This window comes from Nonomuraea sp. ZG12 (assembly GCF_052068115.1).
GTDB lineage: Bacteria > Actinomycetota > Actinomycetes > Streptosporangiales > Streptosporangiaceae > Nonomuraea.
The window spans coordinates 73,768-96,052 of sequence record NZ_JBQHCW010000032.1 but is presented as its reverse complement, the minus strand read 5'-3'; the positions used below and the strand labels follow the sequence as shown (position 1 = coordinate 96,052).

General features: G+C 68.3%; 23 protein-coding genes and 3 tRNA genes. 15 read left to right on the top strand and 11 right to left on the bottom strand.

Going from position 1 to position 22,285, the window contains the following annotated elements:
* Nucleotides 1-90 precede the first annotated feature (90 nt).
* On the bottom strand, nt 91-441 hold the full coding sequence (locus tag ACTMTF_RS44115) for a metallopeptidase family protein (RefSeq protein ID WP_397016952.1): 351 nt from the start codon (nt 439-441) through the stop codon (nt 91-93).
* A 51-nt stretch (nt 442-492) separates the two neighbouring features.
* On the opposite strand from ACTMTF_RS44115, the gene ACTMTF_RS44110 reads away from it, so the two are divergent.
* The 5 genes from ACTMTF_RS44110 to ACTMTF_RS44090 all read left to right on the top strand — a co-directional run bounded on the left by ACTMTF_RS44110 (nt 493) and on the right by ACTMTF_RS44090 (nt 2,853).
* The gene (locus ACTMTF_RS44110; protein WP_441116057.1) at nt 493-1,962 is read left to right on the top strand and encodes a metallophosphoesterase family protein; all 1,470 of its coding nucleotides are present in this window, start codon (nt 493-495) and stop codon (nt 1,960-1,962) included.
* Nucleotides 1,963-2,035: 73 nt separating this feature from the next.
* Nucleotides 2,036-2,108: transfer RNA gene (locus ACTMTF_RS44105), tRNA-Glu, on the top strand.
* A gap of 88 nt (nt 2,109-2,196) precedes the next feature.
* A tRNA-Asp gene (locus ACTMTF_RS44100) sits at nt 2,197-2,271 on the top strand.
* A gap of 5 nt (nt 2,272-2,276) precedes the next feature.
* Nucleotides 2,277-2,350: transfer RNA gene (locus ACTMTF_RS44095), tRNA-Phe, on the top strand.
* 143 nt (nt 2,351-2,493) lie between these two features.
* Complete coding sequence (locus ACTMTF_RS44090; RefSeq protein WP_441116056.1) at nt 2,494-2,853, top strand: hypothetical protein; 360 nt, start codon at nt 2,494-2,496, stop codon at nt 2,851-2,853.
* Nucleotides 2,854-2,946: 93 nt separating this feature from the next.
* On the opposite strand, the gene ACTMTF_RS44085 is transcribed toward ACTMTF_RS44090, so the two are convergent.
* Nucleotides 2,947-4,104: an acyltransferase family protein gene (locus tag ACTMTF_RS44085; RefSeq protein ID WP_441116055.1), complete on the bottom strand. Its 1,158-nt coding sequence runs from the start codon at nt 4,102-4,104 to the stop codon at nt 2,947-2,949.
* Between the two features lie 67 nt (nt 4,105-4,171).
* Between ACTMTF_RS44085 and ACTMTF_RS44080 the strand changes: the two genes are divergently transcribed.
* Together ACTMTF_RS44080 and ACTMTF_RS44075 are read left to right on the top strand one after the other, a co-directional pair.
* On the top strand, nt 4,172-4,561 hold the full coding sequence (locus tag ACTMTF_RS44080; RefSeq protein WP_441116054.1) for a GntR family transcriptional regulator: 390 nt from the start codon (nt 4,172-4,174) through the stop codon (nt 4,559-4,561).
* Complete coding sequence (locus tag ACTMTF_RS44075; protein ID WP_441116053.1) at nt 4,558-5,703, top strand: DUF1648 domain-containing protein; 1,146 nt, start codon at nt 4,558-4,560, stop codon at nt 5,701-5,703. Before ACTMTF_RS44080 ends, ACTMTF_RS44075 begins: the two co-directional genes overlap by 4 nt.
* 11 nt (nt 5,704-5,714) lie before the next feature.
* Here ACTMTF_RS44075 and ACTMTF_RS44070 read toward each other — a convergent pair whose 3' ends face one another.
* On the bottom strand, nt 5,715-6,692 hold the full coding sequence (locus tag ACTMTF_RS44070; RefSeq protein WP_441116052.1) for an endonuclease/exonuclease/phosphatase family protein: 978 nt from the start codon (nt 6,690-6,692) through the stop codon (nt 5,715-5,717).
* A 175-nt stretch (nt 6,693-6,867) separates the two neighbouring features.
* On the opposite strand from ACTMTF_RS44070, the gene ACTMTF_RS44065 reads away from it, so the two are divergent.
* Nucleotides 6,868-7,197: a MiAMP1 family antimicrobial peptide gene (locus ACTMTF_RS44065; RefSeq protein ID WP_441116051.1), complete on the top strand. Its 330-nt coding sequence runs from the start codon at nt 6,868-6,870 to the stop codon at nt 7,195-7,197.
* A gap of 17 nt (nt 7,198-7,214) precedes the next feature.
* On the opposite strand, the gene ACTMTF_RS44060 is transcribed toward ACTMTF_RS44065, so the two are convergent.
* From ACTMTF_RS44060 to ACTMTF_RS44050, 3 genes are read right to left on the bottom strand one after another with little or no spacing between them, the layout of a single operon-like run.
* Nucleotides 7,215-8,150 (bottom strand): DMT family transporter, encoded by a 936-nt coding sequence (locus tag ACTMTF_RS44060; protein ID WP_441116050.1) that lies wholly within the window; start codon nt 8,148-8,150, stop codon nt 7,215-7,217.
* Nucleotides 8,147-9,151, bottom strand: a complete 1,005-nt coding sequence (locus tag ACTMTF_RS44055; protein WP_441116049.1) for an N-acetylglucosamine kinase — start codon at nt 9,149-9,151, stop codon at nt 8,147-8,149. Before ACTMTF_RS44055 ends, ACTMTF_RS44060 begins: the two co-directional genes overlap by 4 nt.
* Nucleotides 9,152-9,177: 26 nt before the next feature.
* Entirely contained in the window at nt 9,178-10,332 is a 1,155-nt protein-coding gene (locus ACTMTF_RS44050; protein ID WP_441116048.1) for an SIS domain-containing protein, read from the bottom strand.
* Nucleotides 10,333-10,440: 108 nt separating this feature from the next.
* On the opposite strand from ACTMTF_RS44050, the gene ACTMTF_RS44045 reads away from it, so the two are divergent.
* Nucleotides 10,441-11,211 carry a GntR family transcriptional regulator gene (locus tag ACTMTF_RS44045; protein ID WP_441116047.1) on the top strand — a complete coding sequence of 257 codons (771 nt, stop codon included), beginning with the start codon at nt 10,441-10,443 and terminating at the stop codon, nt 11,209-11,211.
* Nucleotides 11,212-11,241: 30 nt separating this feature from the next.
* Here ACTMTF_RS44045 and ACTMTF_RS44040 read toward each other — a convergent pair whose 3' ends face one another.
* From ACTMTF_RS44040 to ACTMTF_RS44025, 4 genes are all read right to left on the bottom strand, one after another.
* Nucleotides 11,242-14,001: an aKG-HExxH-type peptide beta-hydroxylase gene (locus ACTMTF_RS44040; protein ID WP_441116046.1), complete on the bottom strand. Its 2,760-nt coding sequence runs from the start codon at nt 13,999-14,001 to the stop codon at nt 11,242-11,244.
* Entirely contained in the window at nt 14,001-15,155 is a 1,155-nt protein-coding gene (locus ACTMTF_RS44035) for an FxsB family cyclophane-forming radical SAM/SPASM peptide maturase (protein ID WP_397016988.1), read from the bottom strand. Before ACTMTF_RS44035 ends, ACTMTF_RS44040 begins: the two co-directional genes overlap by 1 nt.
* Nucleotides 15,148-15,510, bottom strand: coding sequence for a hypothetical protein (locus ACTMTF_RS44030; RefSeq protein ID WP_441116045.1), 363 nt, complete (start codon nt 15,508-15,510; stop codon nt 15,148-15,150). Before ACTMTF_RS44030 ends, ACTMTF_RS44035 begins: the two co-directional genes overlap by 8 nt.
* A gap of 278 nt (nt 15,511-15,788) precedes the next feature.
* Nucleotides 15,789-16,175 carry a hypothetical protein gene (locus ACTMTF_RS44025; RefSeq protein WP_441116044.1) on the bottom strand — a complete coding sequence of 129 codons (387 nt, stop codon included), beginning with the start codon at nt 16,173-16,175 and terminating at the stop codon, nt 15,789-15,791.
* 256 nt (nt 16,176-16,431) lie between these two features.
* Between ACTMTF_RS44025 and ACTMTF_RS44020 the strand changes: the two genes are divergently transcribed.
* The 3 genes from ACTMTF_RS44020 to ACTMTF_RS44010 are packed head-to-tail and all read left to right on the top strand — an operon-like array spanning nt 16,432 to nt 19,019.
* Entirely contained in the window at nt 16,432-17,430 is a 999-nt protein-coding gene (locus ACTMTF_RS44020; RefSeq protein ID WP_441116043.1) for a trypsin-like serine peptidase, read from the top strand.
* Between the two features lie 59 nt (nt 17,431-17,489).
* Complete coding sequence (locus tag ACTMTF_RS44015; RefSeq protein WP_441116042.1) at nt 17,490-18,302, top strand: FAD-binding oxidoreductase; 813 nt, start codon at nt 17,490-17,492, stop codon at nt 18,300-18,302.
* Between the two features lie 9 nt (nt 18,303-18,311).
* Nucleotides 18,312-19,019: a transglutaminase-like domain-containing protein gene (locus ACTMTF_RS44010; RefSeq protein ID WP_441116041.1), complete on the top strand. Its 708-nt coding sequence runs from the start codon at nt 18,312-18,314 to the stop codon at nt 19,017-19,019.
* 6 nt (nt 19,020-19,025) lie between these two features.
* Here the strand turns inward: ACTMTF_RS44010 and ACTMTF_RS44005 are convergent, their stop codons facing one another.
* Nucleotides 19,026-20,429: a hypothetical protein gene (locus tag ACTMTF_RS44005; protein ID WP_441116040.1), complete on the bottom strand. Its 1,404-nt coding sequence runs from the start codon at nt 20,427-20,429 to the stop codon at nt 19,026-19,028.
* A gap of 115 nt (nt 20,430-20,544) precedes the next feature.
* Between ACTMTF_RS44005 and ACTMTF_RS44000 the strand changes: the two genes are divergently transcribed.
* The 3 genes from ACTMTF_RS44000 (at nt 20,545) to ACTMTF_RS43990 (ending at nt 22,283) form a co-directional block, all read left to right on the top strand.
* Nucleotides 20,545-21,036 (top strand): hypothetical protein, encoded by a 492-nt coding sequence (locus ACTMTF_RS44000; RefSeq protein WP_441116039.1) that lies wholly within the window; start codon nt 20,545-20,547, stop codon nt 21,034-21,036.
* On the top strand, nt 21,027-21,614 hold the full coding sequence (locus tag ACTMTF_RS43995; RefSeq protein ID WP_441116038.1) for a hypothetical protein: 588 nt from the start codon (nt 21,027-21,029) through the stop codon (nt 21,612-21,614). Before ACTMTF_RS44000 ends, ACTMTF_RS43995 begins: the two co-directional genes overlap by 10 nt.
* 105 nt (nt 21,615-21,719) lie before the next feature.
* Nucleotides 21,720-22,283 carry a dihydrofolate reductase family protein gene (locus ACTMTF_RS43990; RefSeq protein WP_441116037.1) on the top strand — a complete coding sequence of 188 codons (564 nt, stop codon included), beginning with the start codon at nt 21,720-21,722 and terminating at the stop codon, nt 22,281-22,283.
* The last annotated feature ends 2 nt before the right edge of the window (nt 22,284-22,285 follow it).

Genomic DNA, 22,285 nt, shown 5'->3' with positions numbered 1-22,285 from the left:
TGTGCCTGACTCAGAGTGTTCGGTATATCACCTAAGGTGCCCGATCACTCGGCAAGGCGCAACTCAAAGACGCGTTCCGAATGCAAAGGGTTACCAGCCCAGCTCATGCAGCCTGGCGTCGTCGATACCGAAGTGGTGACCTACCTCGTGAACCACCGTGATCCGCACCTCGTCCACCACATGCTCTTCCGTGCTGCACATCCGACAGATCGGATTGCGGTAGATCTCGATGCGGTCGGGCAATACTCCGGAGTACCAGTCGCCGCGCTCGGTGAGGGGAATGCCCGTGTACAGGCCCAGCAAGTTGGGTTCAGGGGGATCGTCGACGACCGTGACGACGATGTTGCTCATCACACGAGCCAACTCCGCAGGGATCGTGTCCAGCGCTTCGGACACCAACTCCTCGAACCTCTCCCGCGAAACGTCGATCACAGTTGCCATTCTGCCTCGCCGGTCGGGTAAGCAAGAAACCGTATGAACTTCCTGAACAGGTTGAAGGCTGTCATCCGGTCGCCAGCGTCCAAGGCCGCGGCGGTGCTCGTCGTCGCCGCGATCGGCGCGTGGCTCGGCATCTTCCTCAGTGGCACCGTACAAGCGGAGGTCGGGCCGGTCGAGACCGGCATGTCCCTGCGCCCGGCCCTGGCGGGCGAGACGGTCGTGGACGCGAGCCCGCTCGGCACGCTCACCTTCGACACCCACGACGCCCCCCTCCGCCTGCGCATCACCCTGGAGAACATCGACCAGGAGCGCGCCAAGGCGTTCCTGGAGGACCCGCGCCTGACCGAGCGGCTGCCGGAGCTCATCGAGAGCGACCTGATCGACGGCGTGCGGCTGCTGGCCATCCGCTCGCTGCTGTGCGCGGGCGCGGGCGCGCTGATCGCGGTCCTGATGGTCTTCAGGCGGCCCAAGGTGGCGCTGCTGGGCCTGCTGGCGGCCTCTGTCGCGCTCGCCGGCACCGGTGTGTTCGCGGCCAAGTCCTTCCGCCCCGACTCGCTCATCGAGCCGCGCTACTCGGGCCTGGTGGCCGCCGCGCCCTCCCTGGTGGGCAGCGCCGAGTCGATCGTCACCAAGTTCGAGTCGTACCGGTCACAGCTCACCAAACTCGTGACGAACGTCTCCAAGCTGTACGACACGGTCTCGACACTTCCGGTGTACGACGCCGATCCCCGGTCGATCCGTGTCCTGCATGTCTCCGACATCCACATCAACCCGATCGCCTGGAACGTGATCCGCTCCCTCAAGGATCAGTTCAGCGTCGACCTGATCGTGGACACGGGCGACATCTCCGACCATGGCACCAAGCCTGAGAACAAGTTCGTCGAGGAGATCGGCACCCTCGGCGTCCCGTACGTCTTCGTCCGCGGCAACCACGACTCCAAGACCACGGAGAAGGCCGTCGCCAAGCAGAAGAACGCCGTCGTCCTGGACGACCAGCAGAAGACCGTCGAGGGCCTGAAGATCTACGGCCTCGGCGACCCCCGCTTCACTCCGGACAAGACCACCGCGAGCAACCCAGATCCGGCCAGCCTCGAACAATTCGGACGTACGTACCGCCCGAAGGTCAAGGACGCCGACCTGGTCGCCGTGCACGACGGCATCGTCGGCCGCGGCTTCTCCGGCTCCACCCCCATGGTCCTCGCAGGCCACGCCCACGCCCGCTCCACCACCATGCTCCCCACGGGCACCCGCATCCTCGTCCAGGGCTCGACGGGCGGCGCCGGCCTGCGCGCCCTCGAACACGAGGAACCCACCCCCGTCCAGGCCTCGGTCCTGTACTTCGACAGGGAGACCAAACGCCTGCAAGCCTGGGACGACATCACCCTGGGAGGACTCGGCGAACAATCGGTCTACATCCAGCGTCACGTGGAACCCGAGCCGAGTCGTATGATTTCTCCAGAGCAACTGAGCGCCCCGACCCCATCGGGGACGATCAGCGGCACCCCATCGCCACGCGCCGGTTAACCACTTTGGCATCAGGGCCGATCGTCCCCTATGCTTCAGAGGTCTCCCGACGGAAGGCGACGGGAATTCCTAAGCCCCCATCGTCTAGCGGCCTAGGACACCGCCCTTTCAAGGCGGCGGCACGGGTTCGAATCCCGTTGGGGGCACTGCGAGCGCCTAGCGCACCCGCGAAACGGCTGGTCCAAGACCACCGAAGAGCTGGTAGGCTAAGCGAGCGCAAACAGAACGAAGCAAGGTCCTGTAGAGCAGTTTGGAGTGCTCGCCACCCTGTCAAGGTGGAGGTCGCGGGTTCAAGTCCCGTCAGGACCGCTCTAGGTCAGGTAGCTCAGTTGGTACGAGCGTCCGCCTGAAAAGCGGAAGGTCGGCGGTTCGACCCCGCCCCTGACCACAGTAGATGACCAGCCAAGATGCCCCGTAGCGATTATCGCTCCGGGGCGTTTTCGTGTCTGCTGACGACAGCAGTGACAGCCCTCAGCATTCACAGCGGCCGCCGGCCGGACAACGAGAGCCACTCGTATCCAGAATGGGTGGGTGACGGTGAATCTGGCGAGGATGAGTGAGCGTGAGTACTTCGCTCTCGTGGCCAAGCGGCTGGGGATGTACGTGAGGGGCTCTGCGCTCGCCGGTGTTGAAGGGTTCCTGGACGGCTACGACGAGCATGCGAAGCGCCATGGCGGGCCAGGTCTGCAAGGGTGGCGAGAATGGCTGGCGGCTCGGCTGGGCTGGGGCGGCAACCTTGTCTGGCATTGGCTGGTGCGTCATATCGCTCTGCCCGCCGGCTGGGACGAGCGGGAACTGACGCCAGAGGACGAGTCTCGGGTGATCGGGGTTCTCTTCGAACTGCTCGATGAGTTTCTCGCTGAGCGTGAACGGTCGGAAGCCCAGCCGTGATGGGGCATCCGCCTTCACACAGGTTCACACCGAGAGGCACGCGGGTGTGTCCGGACAAGGCCGAGCTCGGCTGTCCTTCGGATCCCGTACGGTCTAGAGCACCTTCCGGGCACCCGGAAGGGCTCGTACCAGGTACGCCGTTGCCCAGCACAACGGCAGGGCGAGGGCGACGAGCAGCGCGAACTTCGCGGCCGCGGGCGCCTGCACGTCGCGGAGGGCGTGGCCCAGGGCGACCAGGACGACCGGGTGGATGAGGTAGACGGTGAAGGCGTGTGTCGACAGGAACCGGCGGAGGCGGCCCTGGTGGCCGAGGCGTTCCCGGAACAGCACCAGCAGCCCGAGGGTGATGCCGACCGCGAGTGCCGACTCGCAGATTGCCGTTAGCAGGGACGGCAGGGTTCCGTTGCCCAGGAAGGCGTCTTCGGCGGAGATCGCGACGAGGAGGAGCGCGACCGCCGCGACGGCGGCGGTGGCGAACCCGGCCCGGCCGGCCGTTCTGGAGAGGGCTGCCGGCCGGCCGCGCCGGGCCGCGATCAGCCCGACGGTGAACAGCGCCGCGTACTGCGGCAGGTAGGCGGGTGACGGCAACCCCAGGATCGACACACCCATCGGCACCACGATGCGCCACAGGTAGGTCACCAGGGCCAGGGCGATGGTGAAGCCGACGATCGCGACGGCGCCGGGCGGCCGGCTCGTGGCCGGAGTCGGTGCGGATGCGCGCGGGCCCTTGACGGTCAGGCGCCGCCAGAGGACGTAGAGCGCGCTGAACACCAGCAGCACCTCGACGAACCACATGGGCCCGGGTGACGACGACTGCAGGTAGTAGTGCCAGTAGGGCAGTTCGGTACCCTGCTGGGCGGCGGCGTCCCTCGCGGCGATGTATCCGCCTGCGGTCGCCAGAGGGCGGACCGCCAGCAGCCAGAGCAGCAGCGGGACTCCCAGGCGCAGCAGTCGCTCCCTGATGAAGTGCCCGGTTCCCTTGCGGTCGTAGGAGCCCGGTACGAAGAGTCCTGAGATGAGGAAGAAGGCGCCCATGAAGAACGCCTGATTCAACAGGATAATGACGTCCAGGAGCGTTCCTGTGGGGTCGGCCGGCGGTTCCGTGTAGTACCAGCGCGGGACGTTGCTGTAGCCGATCGCGGAATGGTGGATCACCACGAGTGCCATCAGGGCGGTGCGCAGGTTGTCGACGTAGAGGAGCCGAGGGGCGGTGCTGGGCGGCGCGGTCGGCCGGCTGACGGACTGTGTCATCGGTTCGCCCTTACTTCGAGTTGGGTTCTATCTGTTCTATTAGTTGTATATCAGGTAGAGTGATGGCGTGCAGCTGACCCTTGATCTCGACAGTGAGGTCCCGATCTACCAGCAGATCCGGGACCGGATCGTGGAGGCGATCGCCAGCCGGCAGGCGCGCGAAGGCGACCCGCTACCCTCCACGCGGCAGCTCGCCGCGGACTTCGGCATCAACTTCCATACCGTGAACAAGGCCTACGACCTGCTGCGACAGCAGGGCGTCATCCGAATCAACCGTAAGAGCGGCGCGGTCATCCGGCGTGATGCCGCCACCGGCCCGCCCGAGGCGACCTTTGTCGACGACTGGGAGGAACGCATGCGTGTGCTGCTGGCGGAAGCCACCGTTCAGGGCATGGACCGGCAGGACGCGCTGCGCCGGTGCGAGGCGCTGCTGATCGGTTTCGAGGAGAGCTCGTGATTCTGCTCCTGGGCGCCGGCCTGATCCTCATCGCGCTGGTCACATCTCTGATGCTGGCGCTTCCGGCGCTGGCCAGGCCCACCCTGCCGTTCGGCGTGCGCGTGGGCATCGAGCGGGTGAGCGATCCGGCCATCATCGCCGCGCGCCGGTTCTACGCCCGCCTGACCGTGGTGGCGGCTGCGCTGGCTGCGGTGGTCTCGATCCTGGTGCTGCTGGTGACGGGATCCGCCGCCGTGATCGGCGTCATCGCGTCGGTGGTGATGGTCGTGGACCTGCTGGTGTTCTACCGCGCTCATCGCATGGTCCGCGCCGCCAAGCTCACCGGGGGCTGGACAGCCGAGCGGCGTCAGGGTGTCGCCGTGGACACCACCTTCCGCACCGACCCGGTTCGCGTGCCATGGTCGTGGGGCCTGCCCGCTCTGGCCGTTCTCCTGCTCACCGCGGGGATCGGCTGGGCGCGGTACGGCTCGCTGCCGGACACACTGCCGCGGCTCTTCGCGGGCGGCACGGACTCCGCGCGGCGTGCGCCGACGACCGTGCTGAGTGCCTTCGAGCCGGTGATCTACCAGGCCGCCGTCACTCTGGTCGTCGTCGCCACGGTCCTGGTCGTGCTGCGCGCCCGCCCCGACCTCGACGCCGCCAGGCCCAAGGGGTCGGCCCGCCGCTACCGCGTCTACCTGCGCGGCGTCGCGGTGCTGTCGCTACTGTCCGCGGCCTGCCTCAACCTGAGCCTGCTTCTCGCGGGTCTGCAGCTGTGGGAGATCGTCACTCCCGCGATCGGCTGGCAGGTGGCCGTCTATGTCCCGCTCATCGTGCTGCTGGGCGGCTGGGTGATGTGGGAGATCAAGGTGGGTCAGGCCGGGCACCGGCTGCCCGCCCTGCCGGGCGAGGAGCTGGAGGACTCGGGGCTCGGCCAGCGCGACGACGACCGCCACTGGTTCCTGGCCGGCAGCGTCTACGTCAACCGCCGTGACCCGGCTCTGCTCGTGCACGACCGTCTCGGCTCCTCCTCGTGGACCCTCAACCTCGGCCATCCGATCGCCTGGCTGGTGCTCGGCGTCCTCGCCGTCGCCCTGATCGTGTTGGCGGGGCTGGCGCTGGCGGGCGTCGTCGATCTGCCCCAGAGGCACAGCGTTCTCTGATGACCTGAAGATCACTGGACGCGCAGGTCGGCGAAGAGGGCACGGTGGTCGGAGCCGGGGATGTCGTACGCCTGCGTCGCCACCGCGCCGGCGCGGCCGTCGGTCAGCACGTGGTCGATGGTCACCAGCGGCGGGAGCATGCGCATCGGCCAGGTCGGCGTCAGCCCGTGCCCGGTGGCCGCCGCCGCGTCGGTGTAGCCGGTGCCGAGCAGTCGCCGGAACACGACGTGGTCGAGTGTCGCGTTGAAGTCGCCGGCCAGAATGCGTGGCGGCCCGTCCGACGGGGCGGGCGGCAGCGTGGCGATGCCCGCCTCCCATTCGTCCACGGTCGACGGGACCGGCGCCACCGGGTGCACGACCACCACCTCCACGGCCGATCCGCCGGGCAGCGACACCTGCGCCACCGGCATGTGGTGCCCCACCGGCCGGAACAGCCCCGACCGCTCCCGCAGCGGGTAGCGTGCGTAGACGCCGCTGCCCTCAGGGCCGCGCGGCATCGGCTGGGTGATCTCGTACGGCAGCAGTTCCTCCAGCCCGGCCGCCGCCAGCCGGTCCCGCGCCGACCAGGTGAGCTCCTGCACGCTGAACACGTCCACGTCGAGTTTCCGTACGAGATCGACGACGACCTGGGCGTCCCCCCGGCCGCCGTTGAGATTGGCGGTCAGCAGCCGCAGCGGCCGGCCCTCGGCCGGCGGCTCGCCGGCCACGGCGCGTGGCAGCACGAGCCAGGCCAGACAGACGCACACCGCCAGGAGGATCGCCACGGCCGCCCGGCTCCTGGCCCAGAACGCGCACGCCAGCGCCACCAGCGCCGCCACTCCGAAGTACGGCGTGAACGACACCAGCGGCACCAGGAGGACCCCGGCCTCCAGCCCGCCCAGCCGCATCGCGGTCCCGGCCGCGAACACCACCGCCACCACGACGGCCAGCCGCGCCGCCCGAGCCCGCCGCGGCCGGACCCGCACCGGCTCCCGCACAACCTCTTCCATGAGCACGATCACGAACTCTAGGCGCCCATTCTTAAACTCCCATGAGCGCCGTCACGGAGGTCCCCTCCTGACACCTCGTGGGAAGAGCGGTGTTGGTGGGATGTAAGAGGCGATCAAGTGGTGATCCATATGTTCTCTTCGTACAGAAACCTACGAAGTGATCCGGAGGATCGCCATGAAGAGAATCATCCTGGTCTCCGCTGTCGCCACCGCCCTGGTCACGGCCATGAGCGGGGCCGCCTACGCCTCGACGTCCGTGGGGTACAGCTCGACGTACGTGGCCTTCGAAGGGCCGGGCTTCACCGGCCGGACACAGGTCATCACCAGGTGTGGCACGACCAACATCCGCTACCGCGGGTCGTACAAGTGGTTCGGCGGCGGCCAGGACGGCCGGATGCACAACGACATCAACGCCAGGGGCCCGGTGCACTTCCAGCTGGCCTCCAACCGCAACGCGAGGCAGGAGACGGGCATCGGCTGGAAGAGCATCTTCAAGGTGTGCTGACACACATGGGATGCCGGTCAGGGAGTGGTGGCTTCCGGCGGGGGTGCTACGGCGCCCGCCGTCGCGTCGTCGCCGCGCTTCTCGTCGCTGTAGACCATCAGGGTCGAGCCCGCCAGGGCGAGCACGATGCCGATGGCTCCGAAGATCGACGGCAGCGTCTGGTAGACCGCAAGGGACAGCACGATGGTCAGGACGGGGGCGAGCGCGTTGGTGATGGGGGCCACGACCGCGGCCTTGCCCCGGCTGAGGGCCATCACCAGGAACAGGGCTCCGGCGGCGTTGAGGACCTGGGTCACCGCGGTCAGCGCGGGCGCCTGCCAGGGGGCGCCGGTGGGCAGGCCGCCCATCATCGCGAACGCCACGGGGACCAGCAGCAGGCCGCTGATCGTCATCCAGCCGAAGGTGGTGCCGTCGTTGACGCCGAGGAGAGCGGCCTTGCGCATGAAGAACGCCTGCGCGCCCCAGGCCACGCAGATCACGATGGCCAGGAGCAGCCAGGGCCCGGTCTCGTTCGAGTCGCCGCCGCCTCCGGGGATGCTGAGCAGGACGATCGCGGCCAGTGCGGCGATCACCCCGATGACGGCGAGCCGTTGGATCCGCTCACGAAGTATCGCCACGGCCATGAGCACGGTGATCACGGGCGACAGCGACACGAGCGGGAAGATCAGGTACGCGGGGCCGTTGGACAGCGCCTGGAACAGGAGCAGCTGCCCGCCCGCGCCGGTGAGCCCGGCGAGCAGCCCGTAGAGGGCGGCGACGGGCCGCCGGTCGAACCGGTTGCCGCGCAGCGCGAAGTACGCGGGGATCAGCATGGTGAACGCCCAGATGATGTACACCATCTCGTTGGGGTAGCCGTACAGGCTGGTCGGCAGGCTGGAGAAGGCGCCCCACACGCCCCAGAAGACGACCAACAGGGTCGCGTAGACCATCCAGCTCTTTCTGACAGCGTTCATGCGCCTTCTCCTTCTCCAGTGGTCGTGGGCACCGGGATGGAGCGCAGGCGATCGAGCGCGGCCCGGTCCAGGGGGGTGCCGGCGAGTTTCGCCGCATAGAGCGCGGCTCCGATGACCGGCTCGTACAGGGGGCGGCGCAGGTCGTAACCGGTGTAGAGGTTCTTCATCTCCCGCGTGAAGGCGTCGAGCACCGCGCCGGCCGTGAACGTGCCGCCGGAGTACGAGACCGGGACGGGCTCGCCGGGCTCGAAGCCGAGTCGTTCACGCGTGGCGTCCACCAGCAGCGCGAGCTCGCGTCCGGCCTCGGCCAGAATGGCGGCGGCGCACTCGTCGCCCAGGTCGGCCGCCTCGACGACCCGCCGGCTGAGCGCCGCGATCTCGCCGCGGCCGCCGTGCCACTGGTTGAACACGATGTCGATCACGTTGAGGTCCGACGCGAGCGAGAGATGCCGCCGGAAGACGTCGGCGAGCGGGCCCTCGGGCATCCGGCCGTCGCTCATCCGGGAGAACGCGTTGAGACCGCGGACCGCGATCCAGTACGCGGAGCCCTCGTCGCTGAACAGCTCCCCCCAGCCGCCCACGCGGGCTCCGCGTCCGGATCGCTCGCCGTAGGTCATCGAGCCGGTGCCGCTGAGGACGTTGATGCCGTCCACCGCGCCGAGCGAGCCGGCCCACCCGCACACCATGTCGTTGTCGCACGCGTAGCGGTCGTGGCCGAGCACCGCTCGCGGCGCGGCGTCCAGGACGGGGATGTCACCGGGAGCCTCGCCGTAGCCCGGCAGGCCGAAGAAGGCGTACGCGATGTCCGAGGGCTCGATGCCCGCGTCCGCGCAGACCGCGTCGACGCCCTGTCTGAGGGCTCGCTCGACCAGGCCGATGCCGTCCGAGGCTTCGGAGAAGTAGTAGCTGCCGGCGGTCCGCGCCTGCCCCACTGTCCTTCCGTCCCGGTCGACCAGGCAGAAGGCGGTCTTGGTACCACCGCCGTCGACGCCGAGAAACATCGTGCCACCTCCGTGCTGCTGTGATGTCAGTGCTGCAACGGGTGCAGGGTGACACCGTGCACCACTCGGTTGACCTCGCCCGAAGGGAACGGGTTGTCGGGCCGGATTCCCCGGAGCACAGCGGCCTTGAGGCCGATGAGCTGGGCGCATATGACGGCGGGCAGGGCCAGCGCCGCGTCCTCGATGTCCCCGGCGCCGGGCAGCCGCCAGCTGCCCTCGTCGGGCGTGCCGTCGTCCCCGGCCTCGACGGCGATCACGCTGCCGGGCGCCATGGTCGAGCGTAGTTCCGCGATGATGTCCAGGTCGTACTGGCGGGTGTACGGGTCGTTCGACACGTACACGACCACGACGGCGTGCTCGTTCAGCACGGCCTTGGGGCCGTGGCGGAAGCCCAGGGAGGAGTCGGAGGTCGCGACGATCTGGCCGCCGGTCAGTTCGAGCACCTTCAGGGCCGACTCCGCGGCCAGCCCTCGGAGAGCCCCGCTGCCCAGGTAGACGATCCGTTCGGGAGCGCGGGCCAGGAGCGCGTCGATGCCCTCGTCGAAGACGCCGTCCCGCAGGATCCGCTCGGCTGCGCGGGCCAGTCGCTCCGTGACCTGGGCGTAGGCGGCGCCGCCGAGGGCGAGCAGGGCGGCGAGCGTCATCCCGGTGAAACTCGAGGTCATCGCGAAGCCGCGGTCGTTGGAGGCGGGCGGCATCAGGAGCACGTACGAGGTGGTTCGCCCGGAATGCTCACGGGCCAGCCGCCCTTCCTCGTTGCAGGTGATCACGAGGTGGCGCACGTCCGACAGGCACTGCTCGGCGAGCTCGGTGGCCGCGACGCTCTCCGGGCTGTCCCCGGAGCGGGCGAAGGAGACGAGCAGGGTCGGGAGATCCTCGGCGAAGCAGCCTCGCGGGTCGGCGACGATGTCCGTGGTCGACACGGCGTCGACCCGCCGGCCGAGCCGCCGGGCCAGCGTCGTGGCCAGCACCTGTCCCGCGAAGCTGGAGGTGCCGGCGCCGGTGAGCACCACGCGCAGGTGGTCGCGAGCCGTCAGCGGCTGGAGGAAGCCGTCGAGCTCGGCCCGGGAGGCGGCGACGATGCCGTCGATCTCCCGCCAGATGCCGGGCTGCTGCCCGATCTCGCGGATGGTGTCATCAGCCCCGGTGTCGCGAGCCAGGCTGCCGAGAAGGCCGGTCACAAAATCTCCCTTGCGGTGGGGTCTCAGGAGCGGAGAGGGTTCACTGAACTGGAATATTACTGGCCTGGCATATGGTCGTCAACGGTAGGCAACTGGTATGGTTCTGGTATGACTCCCTCGGACCTTCCCTCCTTCCCCCAAGGCTTGCTGAGCGATGACGCGCTGCCCCGTTACGTCCAGGTCGCCGCCCGGCTCTGGGACGACATCACGGCCCGCGGCGCCAAGACGGGGGACCGGCTGCCGTCGGAGCGGAGTCTGGCCACGCGATACGCGGTGTCGCGGGACACGTTGCGCGCCGCCCTGGCCGAGCTGGCGAACCGGGGCCTGCTGGAGTCCGCCGCCGCGCGCGGCTGGTTCGTCACCGGAAACGACCGGGCCGTCACGCCGGCGGGCGGGCACACGGTGGAGGGGTTCGCCGACTACGCGCTGAAGCACGGCCTGGCCACCCGCAGCCGAGTGCTGGAGTCGCGAACCAGACCGGCGACCGTGAACGAGGCCGAGATGCTGCGCATCGGCCCCGGCGCCGCGCTGTTCGAGATGCGGCGGCTGCGGTTTCTCGACGGCCTCGTCGTCGTACTGGAGCACAACCGGGTCCCGCTGGCGCTCTGCCCCACGCTGGCCGACACCGACTTCACCGCCGCGTCGCTCTACGCGACCCTGCGCAGCGCCGACCCGGCGCAGGTCCCCCGGATCGCGGACTACTCGGTGGGGGCGCGGCAGCCCGAGGCGCACGAGCGGGAGCTGCTGGAGATCGACGACGGGACTCCGGTGCTGGTCGCCGAGCAGCTCACCTTCAACCAGGACGGGCGGCCGCTCGAACTGACGATGCAGGTCTACCGGGGCGACCGCTACCGCTTCCGGGCTTCCATCACCGACTGAGAACGCGGACGTCTGGATGGGACGCTCTCGTCACGCCTGCCCGAAGGAGATGACGAACGGGCATTCCGGCCCATGACGGTCGTTGCGGGCCTCGTACGAGCCGATGTACTCGGCATCGCGGTGCGCGTGGATGACGTTGCCGTCGACCGTGCACCGGTTCCCGGATGAGAGGAGGCCGGCGAGGGGGTCGTGGCTCTCCACCGGGTAGAGCGATTCGACCTTCTCGTAGGTGATGCTCACCATGTCCGCCGACCGGGCGAGAGTCTCGCCGTTGAAGCCGTACATCCGCAGTTCCGAGACGCACAGCACCGGTTTGGCGCTCTCCCGCCCGATCTCGTCGGCGTACGCGGGTAGCTCGGTGCGGATGATGTCGCGTAGCCGCCCCGCGTACGCCTGCGTGGCCGCGCATGTGTACGAGCACGGCATGTACGCGATGAGCCCGTGCGCCCGATGCCGGATGAACGGGTTGCACAACATGGATGGTTCTCCGGCGGTGTTGCGGAGGGTCGCGTAGTAGGTGTTGTCGTTGTTCCAGTTGTTGCGTGCGCGGAAGAAGTCCTGGCAGCAGCGCGGGTAGCCGAGGGCGTCGCCGAATTTGTCATGGTCCGCCCGGTGCTTGTTGACGACCTTCCCGTTGACGATCAGCGGGTACCAGCCCGCCGCCACCACCCGGTCCAGCGCTGTACGGTCGCGCGCGATGAAGACATGGGCCTCGGTGCCTTCGGTCAATGCTGGGGCGAAGGCGGCGCGGGTGGTGGTGAGCTCGCCCGGTGGGACCTGGGCGATCTGCGGGGAGAACCGGTCGAAGCAGGCGTCCACATGATGCTCCAGCCCCAGCTCCGCGATCAGGGCGAGGAACGGGTGCCAGCCGTCCGGGGGTATCCACGCGTCCATCGCCGGTTTCAGGCCGTGCGCGACCGCTATGAGAGTCGGAAGCTGGACGCCCGCGAGTGTCGCCGCGACGAAGTGCCAGTACGGGCTTGCGCGCAGTTCGTCTTCCACCGGCCCCGATACCGGCAGCAGCACTGAGCGGGTGTGCGCGGGAGGCTCGGCAGGTAGGCGGAGGATGGGCTCGTCAGAGGTCCGTGTGTCTCGGTCGAGGGCAGGGGCTTCGGCCCTGGCCATGAGCGTTTCGGTTCGGGTGAGGATATGCAGTGCCTCCTCGCGCCGTCCCAGGTGTCTGAGCGCGAAGGCGTAGCACTGCCAGAAGTACGGGCTGCGAGGGTCCAGGGCGACGCAGGAGGCGTAGTTCTCGGCGGCCACCCGGTAGTCGCCGCGAACGTAGGCCACATGGGCGGCCGCCAGATCGGCGGTCAGTGACGTGCCGGGCGGGATCGACGGCAGCTCCGTGTCCGGGGCGAGCGCTCGGGCGGCCTCCAGCAGCGAGTCTCCGGGATACCAGCGCCGGACGATCCCGCCGGGAGTCCACCGTTCGGGCAGGCCCAGGGCGCGGAGGGCCGGGGCCGCCGCCGGATCCGGCACGGTCGGCACGGTCGGCACGGTCGGGTCCAGGACGGGCGAGGGCGGGTTGCGTTCGTCCCAGCGGGCGCGGTGCGCTGCGTGGTCGGCGTCGATCTGGCGACGTTCGGCCGGCGGAGGCAGCGGCAGCCCGGCCGCGCACTCCTCGATCCAGACGGCGATCTCTGCGACGAACGCTTCGCCGAGCGGTGACAGGATCGCGTGCTCGCGCAGGACCGCCAGTCCGTCGCGGAGTTGGCGAACGATCCGATAGACGCGGCCGACCACCTGCTGCGACGGTATTCCGCCCGTGTCGGGCAGGTCGAGCAGGCCCCGGTGGAAGTGCAGCGCCGTCGCGAAGCTGTACACCGCGTGCAGCAGGCCGATCAGCGGCCGCGGGTCGTCACGCCAGGGCGAGTAGTGGGCCGGTTCGCCGGTGTCCTCGACGATCAGCGGATCGAGCGTCAAGACGGTGTTGAGCTTCTGGTGCCCGTACTCGTGCACGAGCGCCTCGGCGGTCGCCAGCCGGCCGCCGAGCGAGAGCGCGACCAGACCGGGGGCCTCCCGGAAGCTGCCGGACAGGTGCTGCCGGTCGTCCGGGGAGAGCACCGGGACGATCGCGCGCAGCCCACCGGACAGCTCCTCCGCCAGCGGCCCGGATGCCCGGGCGATCAGGTCCAGGTGCTCCTCCAGGACACCACGCCAACGCGCCGCGGCGGCCGGGTCCAACTCGGCGAAGGTGAAGTCGGCGCGGCCACCGAGCCGCAGGTCGTGGTCGAGCCAGTTGAGCTCGATGGTGTCGGCCAGCCGGGGCACCCGCAGTTGTGGCGGGTCCCCGGCGAACGTGGCGTCCTCGATCACGAGCCGGACGCGGCCGCGGGGCGACCCCATGGCCAGCGTCAGGCCCGCGCCGGGCAGGCTGACCCGGCCGCAGGGGTCGGCACGGACGGTCGCCTCGACCCGTCCGGTTCCCGCCAGGCACAGGGCCGCGCAGGTCAGGCGCGCGAACTCGCGCAGGTGCGGGACCAGGTGCACCTCTGGGAAGCGTTCATGGGTCTGCCGGCTGACCAGGTTCCAGGCGACGTCCACCCAGAACGCGGCGCTGGGATGGTCCAGCACGCGCCGCTGGACAGGCGCGGGGACGCTGCTCAGCGTGGCGAGGTGGTCGGCGAACCCGGACGCGGCCAGCACCGGCTCGGGCAGCAGCCCGGCCAGCCGTTTCAGGCCGACGAGCGTGTGCAGGTATCGCGCTGTGAAGACGGCCCGGGTCGTGTCCGTCAACCCGGTGGGCCGGGCGAACGCCGCGATGGCCGACTGGTCGAGCCGTATCATCACCGGACCTGCCTTTCGTCGCGCTTGCCGAGGCCTTTCAGGTCGGTGCGGACCCTGCCGCTGATCGTCCGGATGAGCTTCATCAGGTCCGCGCAGTACACCGACGGGTTGGCGAACCCGTTCTCGCGCGAGTAGCGCTGCGGGAAGTAGCCGCCACCGCAGACGCGTACCAGATCACAGGCCCTGCAGACCTCGCTGAGCGTTGCCCACGAGTCCTGCCGGGCCCGGACTTTCGGGGACGTCAACGCGTCGTCGAAGCTGTGCTCGAAAAGGTTCATGCCCAGATCGCACGCGCCCGGATAGGTCACCTTGAGCGTGTCCACGGCTTGGATCTCGCCGTTGGTCTCCACGACGACGAAGTCGACCGGTTGCAGGCCCCACTCCTCGGAGCTGTGCGTCGCTCCCAGGAACAGCGCGATGATGTCACGGAAGCGCCGGATCCTGACCGGCTGGGGCCGTTCGGCATACCAATCATGGAAGATCGGTAAAAGCCAGTCGGCGTACGGCGTGGTCTCCAGGGAGTCCTTTCCCGGTGGCCTTCGGTCGTGGTGGCCCAGCGGGAGCAGGAAATCGACGGACGGCGGTTCGAGCGAACGGAAATAGGAGTAGGTCTCCAGCGGATCCGCGCCCAGGTCGACGACCGCGAGAATGCCGCCCCACAGCCTGGGCACGCTGCGCAGCAGCTCTATCGACCTTTCCACGTCCTCGAACGACGAACGGCCCGCGTGGTCGACCCGGTGTAGATCCTGGACCGGGCGAGGGCCGTCCATGCTGAGCCCGAAGGAGACCTCCCACTCCTCGCACAAGGCCAGCACTTCCTCGGTGTACAGGACGCCGTTGGTCTGACCGTTCCACCGGATCCGCACGTCGGGTGTGTGCCGGGTGACCGTCTCGAACAGCGCTCTCAGGTAGGCCACGCCGAGCAGCAGCGGCTCGCCGCCATGCAGGATGACATCGGCCTGCGGCAGCCCATGGGCCAGGCCGTGCTCGTTGATCCGCTGCCCGAGCCGGGCCGCCGTCTCCAGGGACATCCGGTGCGGCTGCCCACGCCAGGACTGGTCGGCGTGGTGGTAGACGTAGCAGTAGTCGCAGTCGAGGTTGCAGCGAGAGGCGACCTTGCAGATGAACGACTTGAACGGCTCCGCCTCAAACACGTCCGGCCCACGAACTGTGCGAGCTGAAGGAGCTGAAGGAGCTGAACGAATCGAAGGAACTGAACGAGCTGAACGAGCCGAAGGAACTGAACGAGCTGAACGAATCGAAAGAACTGAAGGAACCGAACTGGCTGTGCTGGCTGTGCGCGCTGAATGAGCTGAACCGGCTGTGGCGGCTGTGCGAGCTGAAAATCTGCCCCAGTGAGCCGTCGGCCATTTCTTCGGGATAGAGCTCGTTCAGAATCTGGCCGAGGACCGTTCCTTCCAGCTCCTCTACCGAACTCAGGTCGAATTCCCCGAGGTGCAGATCGATCCCGTCGGGAGGAAGCTCCCGCTGATTCGGTGATTCGGCCATCCGCAGCCTCCCGAGCTGGATGTCCTTTCGGAATTTCCAACCATTCAGGCAATGCCGACGATCGGCATTTGATGGAACCGTGGATGCTCACGGCCGCGAAAAACGGGGGCCGTGCCCTATGGAAACAGCACTACCGACCATAAGACAACACCCCATGTGACCAGTCAAGTCCAGGAAGTGACATGGTTTTCCGGACTTGAAGGCACGCCGGCCGCCACCTCCAGACAGCCGAACTCCCCCGTACGCCGAGCGCGTACGGGGGAGCGGGTGTGATCGGATCAGCTGTAGAAGGTGACGGAGCCGCGGGAGACCGTGGTGCCGCGCTCGCCCCAGTACGACGTGATGTCGGCGCGGTAGCGGGTGTCCTCGTAGGCGGTGGCCAGGCTCGTGCAGGTGCTGCCCGAGTGGCCGTAGTAGTTGTTGCGGTCCGTGATGGTGGGCGACGGGCCGGACCGGGAGAGCGGAACCAGCGTCACCCGGACCCAGCGGGCGCCTTCGGTGTTGAACGCCTGAGCGCAGAGCCGGTCCTCGCCGTCGTTGTAGCTGACGGTGCCGTCGCCGACGTTCGTGGAGAAGGAGTTGGCCAGCGCGGGGTGTGCGAGCGCGAAAGTGGCCGCGGCGACAGTGACGCCTACCACGGCGGTCTTGAGCAGGTTCTTCATCATGGGCCCTTCTGTCCGGAGCGGTGTTCGTGCTGCCGCTCGTCATGGATCTTCGTCAACGGACCACGCTGACAAAAGGCCTTGACGCGATAGTTCGCCAGCTGGTCGCCGGTGCGTAAACGTCCGTTTAGATGCGCACTGGGTGACGTCGCGGACACGCAACGCTTGACCGGCTTTGTACATCTGTGGCTTGATCTGTCGTAGATCACCTTGGAGATGATGAATGAAGCGGATAGTAGTTGCCCTGACCATGGGTCTGATGAGCTCCGTCGTCGTGGCCGCGCCCGCCGGGGCCGCCGCCACGGTGACGGATGCTCTGGCCTCTGACGCGGTGACCGCACGGCAGGTCGCGGCGTACTGGCTCGGAGACGGCGGAGCCAACCTGGCGAACGCCACGCCGTACGGCGTCCAGGCCGCGGTCGCCGGCCAGGTCTTCCCGATCGGCGGTGTCCCGAGCGATGGCAAGCCCGGCACGGTAGCGCCCCTGGCCCCCGCCGATGCCGGTCCGCCGAGCGTCAAGACGCCCGCCACCATGGGCAAGGTGTTCTTCGTCGCCGCCGACGGACAGCGGCACTGGTGCACGGGCACGGCTGTGCAGTCGGGCTACCGCAACGTGGTGGCCACCGCAGGGCACTGCGTGTACGACGCTCAGAGCACGCTCGGCAACTGGGTATTCGTTCCCGGCTACTCCGCGGGTACGACTCCATGGGGCCTCTACGTGGGGAAGCAGGCATCGACGCACTACGATTTCCGCACCTATACCGATTACGACCGCGACTACGCGTTCGTCAACGTCCACAACGGCGTCACACTCTCCGCCTCGGGTGCGCTGACGGATCTCGGGAGGCTGGGTGACCACGTCGGCGGACAGGGCCTGGCCTTCAACCAGGCCGTAGACACCCCGGTCGACGTCTTCGGCTACCCGGCCGGTGCTCACCCGGACGGCGTGCGGCCGTACGACGGCGAGACGATCGAATCGTCCAGCGGCCGGACGTCGGCCGTGAGGATCCCCGGCCTGCCCGCGGAGGAGCTCGTCGGGGTCGACTCCCGGTTCACCGGTGAGGGGGCTCTGGGCTCGTCCTGGATCTCTTCCTATGACACCGGCGCCCGCATCGGCTATCTCACCGGCATCACCATCAGCGTCGCCGACACCGACGGCGACCAGCGTTACGACATGAGCGTCTCCCCGTACTTCGACGCCGAGTCGCAGGCGGTCTACGGTGCCGCCGCGAACATCTGGTCCGGCTCGATCGCATAACCGGGCGCCGCTGGGGCTGGTGGTCGGCCGATCTTACTCGGGCCGACCACTCGTCCCAGATGGGGCCTCGGCGACTCGCCCACGCCCAGGCGGGCGCCGCCGACGGTCAGACCTGGCGGCCCTGGCGGGTCGTCGAGCGCCGCGAGGAGACCGCCGACGTCATGTCGCTCGTGCTCGCGCCCGTCGGCGACGAGCCCGTCCCGCCCGCGCTGCCCGGCCAGTACGTCAGCGTCCGCGTGCGGATGCCCGACGGGGTACGCCAGCTGCGGCAGTACACGCTGTCCGGGTACGGCGAGACCGGACTGCGGCGGATCACCGTCAAGCGGATGCGCGGCGAGGGCGCCCCCGAGGGCGAGGTGTCCAACCTGCTGCACGCCACCGTCAAGGAGGGCGACGAGCTGATCCTGTCGGCGCCGTTCGGGGACGTGACGCTGACCGGCGGCGAGGCGCCGCTGGTGCTCGCCTCGGCGGGCATCGGCTGCACCCCCATCACCGCGATGCTCCACCACCTGGCCGACACCGGCAGCACCCGCCGGGTGCTGCTGCTGCACGCCGACCGCTCCGAGCCCGACCACGCGCTGCGCCACGACATGGAGTCACTGACCGCCGCGCTGCCCAACAGCGAGAAGATCTTCTGGTACGAGGACGGCGAACGCGGCCGCGCCGGCCGGATCGACCTGGCCGGGGTCGAGGTCCCAGCGGGCGCGGTCGCCTACCTGTGCGGGCCGCTGCCGTTCATGCGGGAAGCGCGGGCCCAGCTCATCGAGGGGGAGTGGCGGCGCGGGACATCCACTACGAGGTGTTCGGTCCCGACCTGTGGCTCTCGGGCTCCTGACCGTTACGCCGTCCACTGCGGTGGCCTGCGAACATAGTGTGGCCGTATGACTTCGCGATTACTCAGCCCCAGGCGCCGGCGAGTCGTGGTGCCGGCTTCGGCGTCGGTCGTCGGCGCGACCACCGCCACCGCGATCCTCGACTGGCACCACCCGCGCGTCGTCGCGCTGGCGAACGCTCAACCGGTCGTCCGCTCGCCGCAGCGCGACCTGGTGCGTACGGCGCATCGGCTGATAAGCGGGCGTATCCGCCCGGTGTACGCGATGAACGACGAACAACCCGTCTCCGTGACGATTTCTCGTGGGCGGGGCTCGTGCAGCCAGCGGATGGCGGTGCTGGAGGCCGTGGCGCGGGCCCATGGCATCGCCACCCGGGTCAGAGGGCGGGTGATCGACGGCGCGTTCTGGTATCCGCGGTTTCCCCGGCTGGGAGCCGTGGTGCCCACCGATGTCGTGCTGGCTTGGCCGGAGTTCTGGATCGAGGAGGGCTGGGTGCCGGTCTCGGAGCTCTACGACGGCCTGTGCATGACGTCCGGCTTCAGCAACGACAGCACGGAGACGCTCTTCGACGCCGTCACCCGGACCGTCGTGGACTGGGACGGCACGTCCTCGCCGAGCTGCGACCTGTCCGCCCATGTCCGGGAGGATCTGGGCTATTTCGACTCGCGGGATGAGTTGTTCCGCGTACACGGTCAGACGCTCTGCCCGACCGCCCGGTTGGTCGTCGACCCTGTGCTCAGTCGGCACTCCGCCTGAGGACGGTTATTTCCTGTGTCTGCGGAGTTCGCCCGTCGACAGGTCGACTTCGTAGGCGTGTTCGGACACGGCGGCGCGGACCAGGAAGCGGTTGTTCTTTGACCAGCCGAGACCGATGTCGAGGAAATCGTCGACGGGGAATACGGGGACGACGCTCGACACCCGTTCGCCGGTCGCCACGGTGAAGGTCTCGACGGCTCCCTTGCTGCGTCGGATTTTCACCAGTTGGCGTCCGTCGGGCCGGAGGTTGTAGGTGTCCCTGGAAGACTTCTCATGGGGCAGGCTCAGCCGGGTCTTCCCCCGATGGTCGACCACGAGCACCCGAGTCGCCGTCGTGGCCACGATCCCGCTCCCGTTGAGATCGTGGACCTTGCGGGCGCCGGGGATCGAGGTCGTGGCCCAGGTCTTCGTGTCGGTGATCGTCGCGCTGTCCCTGGCCAGCGCGACGTACCTGCTCTGGCCGTGGAACGTGAGGGTGGGCAGCGCGGTGTCGGCCAGGCTGCCGGTGAGAGGGTGGACGCCCGTCGCGTCCTGATGCACCATGCGGCGGTCGTGTCTCGTCAGGTAGACGATCGCCTTCTTGTCAGGCCGGCGGGCGAACGGCGCAGCTCGCGGCGCGCCGCCTTTTTTGATGATGTACGGCGCGGCCTGTGGAAATGGCTCCCCGTTCACCAGCCACGATCGGCACGGGGCGTCCACCTGATCGATCCACGCGCAGGTGGGCTTTTTGTATTCGTCGACCGTCGTGAACTCTGCCGTGTACTCGGGAAACGGCTTGGGCATCGTATATTCGAGCCGCTCGTCCGTTGGCGGGTGCCACGGAGAGAGCAGCGCGGCCGACAGTACGATCGCCGTCGACGAAAGGTAAAGGGACCGCGTCGACCAGTGGTCGAGGGCCGTCTCAGCCTGTGCGACGCCGTCCGAAGGCGGGCGTCCGGCGCTCAGTTTCCGAGCCGCGAGTGGTACGGCCGCCGCCACGATAATGACGATGACGGCATGGGCCGGAAGCGCCGGAGTGACGCCCCGACCGTCGAGCAAGAAGCCGCCTGCCACCACGGCGCCGAGCAGACCGAGCAGCCAGGTTCCTCGATGAATTGTCATGTCATGGTGAATATGCGGGGCCCGGTCCGGCAGTCGTACATCGCGGAAGACGGAAACGGCACACCAGCCCAGCACCAGATACAACGGGTCGTTGGTGAAGCCGACCAGCGGAGCGGTGAACGCCAGTGCGATCAGCCGCCATCGGCGCAGGTCGGCGAAGTGGTCGATGATCTGGCGGGCGTTGGCCTCGGTGACGGAAAGACCGGTCAGTTCGGCGAACCTGGTGAGCCGCTCCCGGGTGACGGGCATGGCTGCCATCAGGATGGCGACCAGGGCTGCCGCCCAAGGGATCATCGCAGGTATCGTCACGAGGTATCACCATATATGGTTCTCTATCGTGAGTTCGGACGATATATGGCAGCAATTCGGTGTCGCTGCTTGGCGTACCTATCGAGCGCGATTACTGGCCGTAGCCTCCGGTTGTGTGACGCTTGTCGTCATCGCCACTTCCCTGTGGTGGTCGGGGGCAGCGACGCCGCATATCCGCTGGGAAATCAACGATTTATTCGTCAACGCTGACCTGGACGAGAATGGTTTCCTGTCCACCGATATGCATATCGCTGTAGAGAACGAAGGGCTGGTCCCGTTCACCCTTACCGGTATCTCGGTGGAAATTCCGGGCTTCCGCCTGATGCCTGTCGATGAGGCGTACGACGAAACCACCTCCGTCACTGTGGGATCCGGTGACACGGAGATCCTGCGGAGGCAGCTTGCCATCACCGACTGCGCTGCGGTACCGCATGAGCCGCAGCCGATCCGTTTCACCTACAGAACCTGGATGTACTCAGAGACAGAAGAGGTGACCTGGGGTTCATGGCATCTGACGGCGGCTTCCGGTGAGCAGGTCCCGGTCGCCTGGCAGCGAGGTCTCGCCGGCAAGGTCTGCAGTGAAGCGGTGAGCTCCGAATGGTTCTGACCGACACCCCCATAAGTGCTGACCACACGCGGCCCGTCACGAGGATAGCCGCCGGCATCCTCGTCGCTTTCGCGAGTTTCCGCGTCAACGGCTTCGACCTGCTGATCGACCCCGTCGGCTGGGCCCTGTGCGCGTCCGGGCTCGGTCACCTGCAGCGATCCGGCACCGACCCCTTCGGCCGGGCCGGCACCGCCGCAGTCACCATGACCTGCGTCTCACTGGTCGCGGTGCTGTCCGAGGGCCCGCGATCGGGCTCCGGTCTGCTGGATTCGCCCATCGCCTACCTGAGCGCCTTGGCCGGCTCGGTCGGCGCGTTGATCACTGTCTGGCTGATCGTGGACGCCGTCCTCCGGCAGGTACACCGCTACGAAGACCACCCCAGGCTCGCCCTCCTCGACACGCTGCGCTGGGGCATGGCCGGCCTGGGCGCGCTGGGCATACTGGGCAGATACGGCTACGCCCACTTTGGAGCTGAAGCCGAAATCGCCTGGTTGGTGACCATGGTGTCCCTGGTCGCCGTTCTCTACAGCTTGGCCGACCTGCCGTGCCTGGGCTCCCGCCGGGACGTACCACATTGAAGACAGCCCGCCCGGGACCGTAAGTCTGGCGGAAGGCGACCTTAAGCGTCTTCCGCCACGGTGGGGTCATCGGAAGCGGACAGTGAACCGGAAGGCAGTCAGCTCATGCGCAAGCTCAAGCTCCAGGTCCAGACCACCGTGGACGGCTACATGGCCGGCCCGAACGGTGAGATGGACTGGATGACGTTCCCCTGGACCGACGACATCAACGCCTATCTTGACGCGCTCACCGCGTCGGTGGACCACATCGTGCTGGGCCGTAAGCTCGCCGAGGGGTTCATCCCGGCCTGGGCGGCCGAGCCGGAGGGCGAGGACAAGGCGTCCATCGACTGGATGAACAACACGCCCAAGGTCGTGATCTCCAACACCCTCACCGAGTCGCCCTGGGCGAACGCCGTCGTCGCCGGCGGTGATCTGACGGAGATCGTGAACCGGCTCAAGGCCGAGCCGGGCGGAGATCTGATCACGTACGGGGGCGGCACGCTCGTCTCAGGCCTGATCGCCAAGGGCCTGATCGACGAGCTCCACCTGATGGTGAACCCGGTCGCGATCGGCGCCGGCATGCCGGTGTTCCCGACCGAGGGCGCGTACCAGCAGCTGCGCCTGGTCACCGCGAGACCGTTCGACTGCGGGATCACCGCGCTGCACTTCGAGCCGGAGCGCTCCTGACC